A 7,092-nucleotide genomic window follows, 5' to 3' on the forward strand; every position below is an offset into this window, starting at 1 on the left:
TGAGCCAAGGCTATCGCGCAGCAGCCCCGCGCACCTCAACGCCGCTGCAGCTTCACACTGGCAAACGTCGATTCTTCCCGTGCCTGCTCCAGTATGTTCTTGGGTTTGGCCGGCGCCCCCGGCCTGGCCACAGGGCGCGGCGCAATCGGCAGGCGCAGGCGCATGTCCGAGCGTTCGTCACTGGGTGCCACGCCGAAGAAGTCCCGATAGCACTTGGAAAAGTGCGGCGTGGACACAAAGCCGCAGATCGCCGCAAGCTCCACCATCGATATAGGGGTCTGCATGAGTAACTGGCGAGCCCGGGTCAGGCGAAGCTTGAGGTAGTAGCGCGACGGCGTGCAGTACAGGTAGCGCTGGAACATGCGCTCCAGCTGGCGCCGCGATACCTGGACGAACGCGGCCAGCTCATCCAGGTCGATGGGTTCTTCCAGGTTGGCTTCCATCAAGGCCACCACTTCCTGCAGCTTGGGCTGTTGCGTGCCCAGCAGATGCTTGAGCGGCACGCGCTGGGTGTCGCGCTCGTTGCGGATGCGCTCGTACACAAACATCTGCGAAATCGCCGCGGACAGTTCATGCCCGTGATCGCGCCCGATCAGGTGCAGCATCATGTCCAACGGGGCGGTGCCGCCCGAACTGGTGAAGCGGTTGCCATCGAGGGAGAAGACGCTGGCGCTGACCGTGACACGGGGAAAGGCTTCTTGCATGGAGGCCATCAGCTCCCAATGCACGCTGCACTGGAAACCATCGAGCAAGCCCGCCCTGGCCAGCGCCCAACTGCCGGTGCACACCGCGCCGAGGCGGTTGCAGTACAGACGTGCCTGGTTGCGCAGCCAAGTGATGTGCGCGGGTGTGGCGGCCTGTTGGATACCCACGCCGCCACACACGATCACGGCATCCAGGTCGCGCTGTTCATGCGCCACCGCATCCGGTGTGACCGACACGCCATCGCTCGCCCACACCGGTTCACCGTTAAGGCTGAGGGTGCGCCAGCGATAGAGTTCCTCACCGGCCAGTTGATTGGCCATGCGCAAGGGCTCGACCGCACAGGACAGCGATATCAGGGTGAATTGGTCCAGCAGCAAAAAGCCGAGGGTCTTGCAGGCAGGCGCGTCAGGTTCCATCACAGTACTCCGCACGCGTGATCAGGAGGGCTCAACCACAACGGCCTTGGCCGACTGCCCGTGCTGGCGCGCCGTGACCACGCCGATCAAGGAGATCAGCAAGGCCAGGCCAATGGTCGAGGACACTTCCGTGCGGTGCTCCGGCGTCACCATCATCACGGCCAACGCTGCACAGATGAACACAATCACCAGGTAAGTCAGCCAGGGAAACAGCCACATACGAAAGGCCAGCTCGACGTTCTGCCTGAGCAGCATCCGCCGCATGCGCAGTTGCGAGATGGCGATGACCAGGTACACCAGCAACGCGATGGCACCGGAGCTGGCGAGCAGAAACTGGAACAGACCGGCGGGCATGAAGTAGCTCAGCAGCGTCACCCCCGCGCCGATGATGGTGCTGGCAATCACCGCCGCCCTGGGCACGCCCGCGGCTGAGGTGCGTTTAAGCGCCGCAGGCGCGTCACCGCGTTTACCCAGGGAGAACAGCATGCGCGAGGAGATGTAGATCGAGGAGTTCATGCAACTGGCAACGGCGATCAACACCACCACGTCGACCATGAATTTGGCGTTGGGGACGTTCATCAATTCCAGCGCGCGCTGATAGGAACCCACGGACGCCAGCAACGGGTCGTTCCAGGGCACCACGGAGATAACGACGAAGATCGACAGCAGGTAAAACACACCGATGCGCCAGATCACCGAGCGTGTCGCCCTGGCGATGTTCTGCGCCGGATTACTCGATTCGGCCGCGGCGATGGTCACCGCCTCCGTACCGATAAAACTGAACATGATGGTAATGAACGCCCCGACCACCGCCGACAAACCGTTAGGCGCAAAACCACCGTGCTCCTCCATCAACCGGCTCAAGCCACTGGCTTCGTGCTCAGGCACCCAGCCCATCAGCACGCTGAATCCCAGGCCGATAAACCCGATGATGGCGATCACCTTGGCCATCGCGAACCAGAATTCGAATTCACCGTACTTGGCCACGCTGAACAGGTTGGTGATCACCAGCAGGATGATCGACAACAAGGCGAACAGCCACGCATCAACCTGGGGAAACCACTGATTGAGTACATAACCGGCAGCCAGCGCCTCGATCGGAATCACCAACACCCAGAACCACCAATACAGCCAGCCGATGGTAAAGCCCGCCCAACGGCCGATGGCCTGGTCGGCGTAGGTAGAAAAGGAACCGGTGTCGGGACGCGCCACCGCCATTTCCCCGAGCATGCGCATCACCAGCACCACCAGCAGGCCGGAGAACAGATACGCCAGCAACACTGCCGGCCCCGCCGCCGCGATGGCATGGCCGGAACCGACAAATAACCCCGCGCCGATGATGCCTGCGATGGACAACATGGTGACGTGGCGCGGCTTGAAACCCTGCGCCAACTGACCGTTGGAATCGTTGGAATTTAGGCTATTCATTGTTTTTGTTGTTCTCGGGCGACCAATACCCCTCACCTTAAGGGCGCTGCGCCGGGCCAAAGTAGCCTGAGTACGCCATCATCGTGTCTGATCTCGACATTTGCCGATCGGTGTCAGCGTCCGGCGAACCCGCGCCTGCACCCCAAGCCCGGCCGGACCGCTCCTCAGGTTGCGAATCGAGCCGTTCTTGATCTTGGGCGTCCCCGTTAAACCACACGGGGCGCCTTGGTGGTTGTCCGAGCGGCCTGGCCCGCCGGGTTGCCATGGGTGATGTGTTGATGCACGGCATCCTTGGCCTTGAGCACCTCATTGAAGACCGCGGCGTCCCTGGCGGCGTTTTCCAGGGCGCTGTCATTCATGAAAAGCCTATCGCCGATGTGCTCGAAGCCGGGCCTTCCCGGGAACGTTTCAAGCAATTTGCCGCGTACAGCCGGATGGGCCAGCGCATATGAAATTTCATCCATCGAATGCCCGCCATCCACATAAATGAACAGCGCGGATTGAATGGCCAAATAGGCTTCAAGGTCGTCCGGCCGGGTATTGGCATGCACATCCTTGCAGGCACGCACCGCCCCCTGTTCGATCACAATCGAACCCGACGGCCCGTTAACGTAAGTCCCCGTGCCTTTTTCAAACAAGGTCTTCACATAAGAACCCGGCTTGGATGCATCCGGATGCTCGGGATCCTGCATCTCAAGCCTGTCGGGGCAACGGGTACTGGCGCCGGCCAGCAACTGGCTCTGGTAATCACTTTCATATTTGATATTGAAAGGCTCATTCAGGCGCAAGTCCCGGGGGGTCGCATCGATATTTCGCAAAATACCGACGTTATGACTGTCTGCCTGCCGGAACAAATTACCTTCTCGGGCGTTGAGTTCAATACGGCCTTTTCCGGGTGCCTTGATGGGATCAAACACGCCGTCCCAATGGCCCGCCGGGAGTTTTGCCGCAACATCCGGCTCATTCCTCAGCGCGTAACTTAAATAACGATGTTTGTAGATATCAAACAAGGCCGTCCTGGCCTCGGGCGAGATATTCAGGGTTTCCAGGGTTTTCTCGGCACGCGTATAGAAACCCTGGAGTTGATCCAAACCCTCGATGCTCGTGTCGAAACGCTGGTTCTTCCAGGCGGCCTCGTATTTCTCGAACAGCGGCGCAGACACGTAGTTGTCCTTGATGTAATTGACCTGATTGTTTGAGATAGCGACAAAGGTTTTATAGGTTTCCGGCGAACGGAAATAATCTTGCAGGGCATGCTTGGCATAGTAACTTTCGAATGCGCGCCGCACCGGGTCGTTGACCATTTTCAGCCTCATCGAACCTTCGGCTGCGTGCGGGGAGCCGTTGGCGACCAGCTTGGTCAGCTCAGCTCTACGCTGCTCCGGATCGGTAATGCCACGCAGTCGGGTAAGGATCTTCTGGGTTTCGGTTTCAGCCGGCCCCGCGATCCTGAACCTGTTCAAGCCCAGGCTCAGCGCGCCATCCTTGATGGACGCCTTGCCCGGCGCGATACGGTCCTGGGAGTGTTTTTCCACGATATCACTGTCAATCACGGCGTTATAAATAGCACCGTTCCTGATTTGCGCGACCTGCGGGCCGTCGTACAGAAAACCGACGGGGCGCGCTTGCCCGTCGGCTTTGAGCGTGACCGTGGGCAGGGCATTGGAAGTGACTTCAATAGGTTTGTTTTTTATGGAGTCGAAGTTCTTCACAAACTCGACATTCTTCAACACCCGATTACCAGCGTTAGCCTGCAATTGGGCCGCCGCGCTGGAGCCGTTATCATTATTGATCAGCATAGTGGTTGCCTCTACCTTTGAATAAGGTGGCGAGCGTCGTTGCGACGGTTTATTTGAAAATACTGTGCAGCGATGTCATCAGGTTGAAAAAACCATCCAACGCAATCTGCAATGTTTTGGCCGACCCCGTGCACGCGTCGTCCAGCAGGGCTTTGACTTCGTAACCGCGCAGACCTTTGCCCAACACCGGCTGGCCGGTCACCACCGATGGCAATGCGTGTTGCAGGGAAAGCAGCAGTTTTTCCGCATGGATATTCAGCGTGGCGCTGTTCAGATTTTTCAACTCACTCCACATCCACACCCCATGACGGTCGGCAGTGAGCATGATCGGGCTGATCGTTTTAAAGTTAAGCGCGATCGAGGAGTGGCGATCAAAGGAGCCGAGACGTTCCTGGGGTACGCCAAGGTCCAACAGGGTTTCGCGGAGTATTTTCGCAATATCAGAACTCACGGCCTATCCCCTCAGCGTAAGCAGCCTTGCTTCTGGAGTTATAACTGGCGTCCCTGAGTTATCCGTTGGCGCCCTGCTCAGCGAATGTGAGAGAGGCGAGAGATGAGTGGCGGCCGTCCACGAACAGTTCCATTGGGCAATAGCTGCGCGATTTGCCTATCAGCCCGCCTGCACCATCATTTGCCACAACGAAGCCCCAACGCCGGTGATGCTCTCGCCGGCAATAAGCCCGGCCGCCGCGGTAATTGCAAAGCGCTCGGTGAGGTTTGGCCAACGACAGTTGACCAACCAGGTCAGCACCGCTCCCAAAGCCATCATCAGCGAAATGGACGCCGGCAGTACAAACGCCAATCCCAGGGCGGCGGCGCTGGGCAGATAGCGCGCGCGATGTGCAGACAAGGTGCTGTCGAGCACACCCAGCAACACGCCGATCAAGCCCGCGATGGCGATGGCCCAGCGAATGCTCGGCGATAACGAGTCCAGCCCGTGGGTCAGGGTTTGCGCCACGGCTTTCCAGGTGGCGACGGCCGGGGCCGGCCATTGTTCGGTGAGGAGCATGGTCTGTGGGTCGGGGATCAGCGCCAGGTAGGCGAATACACCCACGATACTGCCGACAAAAATCCCCAGGACCTGCGCAATCACTTGCTTGTGAGGCGTGGCGCCAATCGCCTTGCCGACCTTGAAGTCATTCATCAAGTCGGTGCATTGCCCGGCCGAACCGCCGGCCGTGTTGGCGCTCATCAGGTTGATCGGCACCTGCCCCGGCGCGACGATGCCGAAACTCAGCTGGGACAATTGCCCAATTGCGCCAATCGGCGGAATGCCGGTGGCGCCCACCACCCGCGCGGCCACGGCGGCCAGGCAGATGGCCAGGGGGATGGTGAGCAGCGCCATCCACGGGTTGATGCCGAACAGCAACGCCTGCAGGCTCACGACCAGGATGATCGCCAGGGCAAACCCCGCAGCCGGGCCCGGCTTTGGCAGGGTCCAGGGCGTGCCGCCGTCCGCGCGGGTGGTTCGGTGCAATGCCCACAAGCGAATCGCCAGGGACGCCAGGGTAGAACAGACCATCAAGCTCACGCCGGGCCACAGCAGCCACTCCACCAGTGCGGCGAATTGCGGCCCGCTGCTGCCCGGCGCAACGTGCACCAGCCCGTGCGCCAACAGCCAGGGCCCCAACCCGCCCCAGGCCAGCAAGGCGCCGAGCAGCAAGGTCAGGCCCACGCGCAGACCGATGATGCCACCAAAACCGAGTAGCAACAGCGACGGGTCGGTGGTAAACGTCAGGCGTTCCAACTGGGCCGTCGGCGACCAGCGCGGCAACGCCCACAGGAAGGTATCCACCCACTTGACCGACCCCGACAACAACGCGGCGCCGAGCAGCACTTTCAAGCGAGTCGCCGCTTCGCGACCGTGGTTGTAGATATGCAGAAGGGTCTCCAGGGTGGCCATGCCTTCGGGAAACTTCAGCGCCTTGTCGTTGAGCAATGAGGGCCGCAGGTACCACGCGATCCAGATCCCCAGGAAGCTCACGGAAAACACCCAGGCGATCATCGGGATCGCCTCCAGTTGATTGCCCGTGAGCAAGGTGTAGGCCGGGATGGGCGCGACCAGCCCACCGGAAATGATCGACGCCGCGGCAGAGGCGACGGTCTGGTTGATATTGCTTTCGTGCAGCGTCCACGGCAATGGCGCAGCAGAGCGTTTGGCCAGGCCCTGCCAGATCGCGTAGCCGATCAGCAACGCGATGATCGACATGTTGAACGACCAGCCGATCTTGAGGCCGGCGTACACATTGGACGGCGTGAGCAGGATACCGAGCAGGATCCCGGTGATGACCGCGCGCAGGCTGAGTTCACGTTCTACCGGGGTGATTGCCGAGGTGGGGTGCATGCAGATTCCTTTCGACGAAAAACAGTGCCACCTCATAAGTGAGCGCTGAAAGGCTCGAAGGTTCATCGATGCGGCTTGCCCGATAGCCATAGGTATCTACACAACGCTGTAGTGCCCAACGCTAACCACGATGCGAAGCGAGCCGCTCTTGATCTGGCTTTTGATCTTGATCTAAGGCGCCCCGTTAAACCACGCTGGCCGAACCCGGTCTGATCCAGCATCCTGGCCGGCCCGGAGGACGCCATCGGGGGCAAGCCCCCTCCCACATTTGGATCGCGGACCGGCAAATGATGCCGGTCGGCTCTGAGGCCGCCGCGCTTTTGCTTTTGATCTCAGGCGCCCCGTTAAACCACGCTGGCCGAACGCAGGCTTGAATCCGTGGGCAACCCGGCAGGACGCC

At 60.4% G+C, this 7,092-nt stretch carries 5 protein-coding genes; all 5 read right to left on the reverse strand.

The features are described 5' to 3' along the window. Positions 1-35: 35 nt before the first annotated feature. The 5 genes from BFP89_RS03715 to BFP89_RS03735 all read right to left on the reverse strand — a co-directional run bounded on the left by BFP89_RS03715 (position 36) and on the right by BFP89_RS03735 (position 6,692). Positions 36-1,121 carry a choline metabolism transcriptional regulator GbdR gene (locus BFP89_RS03715; RefSeq protein ID WP_065884196.1) on the reverse strand — a complete coding sequence of 362 codons (1,086 nt, stop codon included), beginning with the start codon at positions 1,119-1,121 and terminating at the stop codon, positions 36-38. A gap of 21 nt (positions 1,122-1,142) precedes the next feature. Continuing rightward, positions 1,143-2,549, reverse strand: coding sequence for a GABA permease (gabP, locus tag BFP89_RS03720; RefSeq protein WP_065884200.1), 1,407 nt, complete (start codon positions 2,547-2,549; stop codon positions 1,143-1,145). A 206-nt stretch (positions 2,550-2,755) separates the two neighbouring features. Then, positions 2,756-4,348 (reverse strand): hypothetical protein, encoded by a 1,593-nt coding sequence (locus tag BFP89_RS03725; protein ID WP_065884203.1) that lies wholly within the window; start codon positions 4,346-4,348, stop codon positions 2,756-2,758. A 49-nt stretch (positions 4,349-4,397) separates the two neighbouring features. After that, entirely contained in the window at positions 4,398-4,799 is a 402-nt protein-coding gene (locus tag BFP89_RS03730) for an InvB/SpaK family type III secretion system chaperone (RefSeq protein WP_065884205.1), read from the reverse strand. A gap of 159 nt (positions 4,800-4,958) precedes the next feature. After that, on the reverse strand, positions 4,959-6,692 hold the full coding sequence (locus BFP89_RS03735) for an OPT family oligopeptide transporter (RefSeq protein WP_065884207.1): 1,734 nt from the start codon (positions 6,690-6,692) through the stop codon (positions 4,959-4,961). Positions 6,693-7,092 lie beyond the last annotated feature (400 nt).

It is taken from the genome of Pseudomonas sp. 31 R 17 (genome assembly GCF_900004915.1).
GTDB classification, from domain to species: domain Bacteria; phylum Pseudomonadota; class Gammaproteobacteria; order Pseudomonadales; family Pseudomonadaceae; genus Aquipseudomonas; species Aquipseudomonas orientalis_A.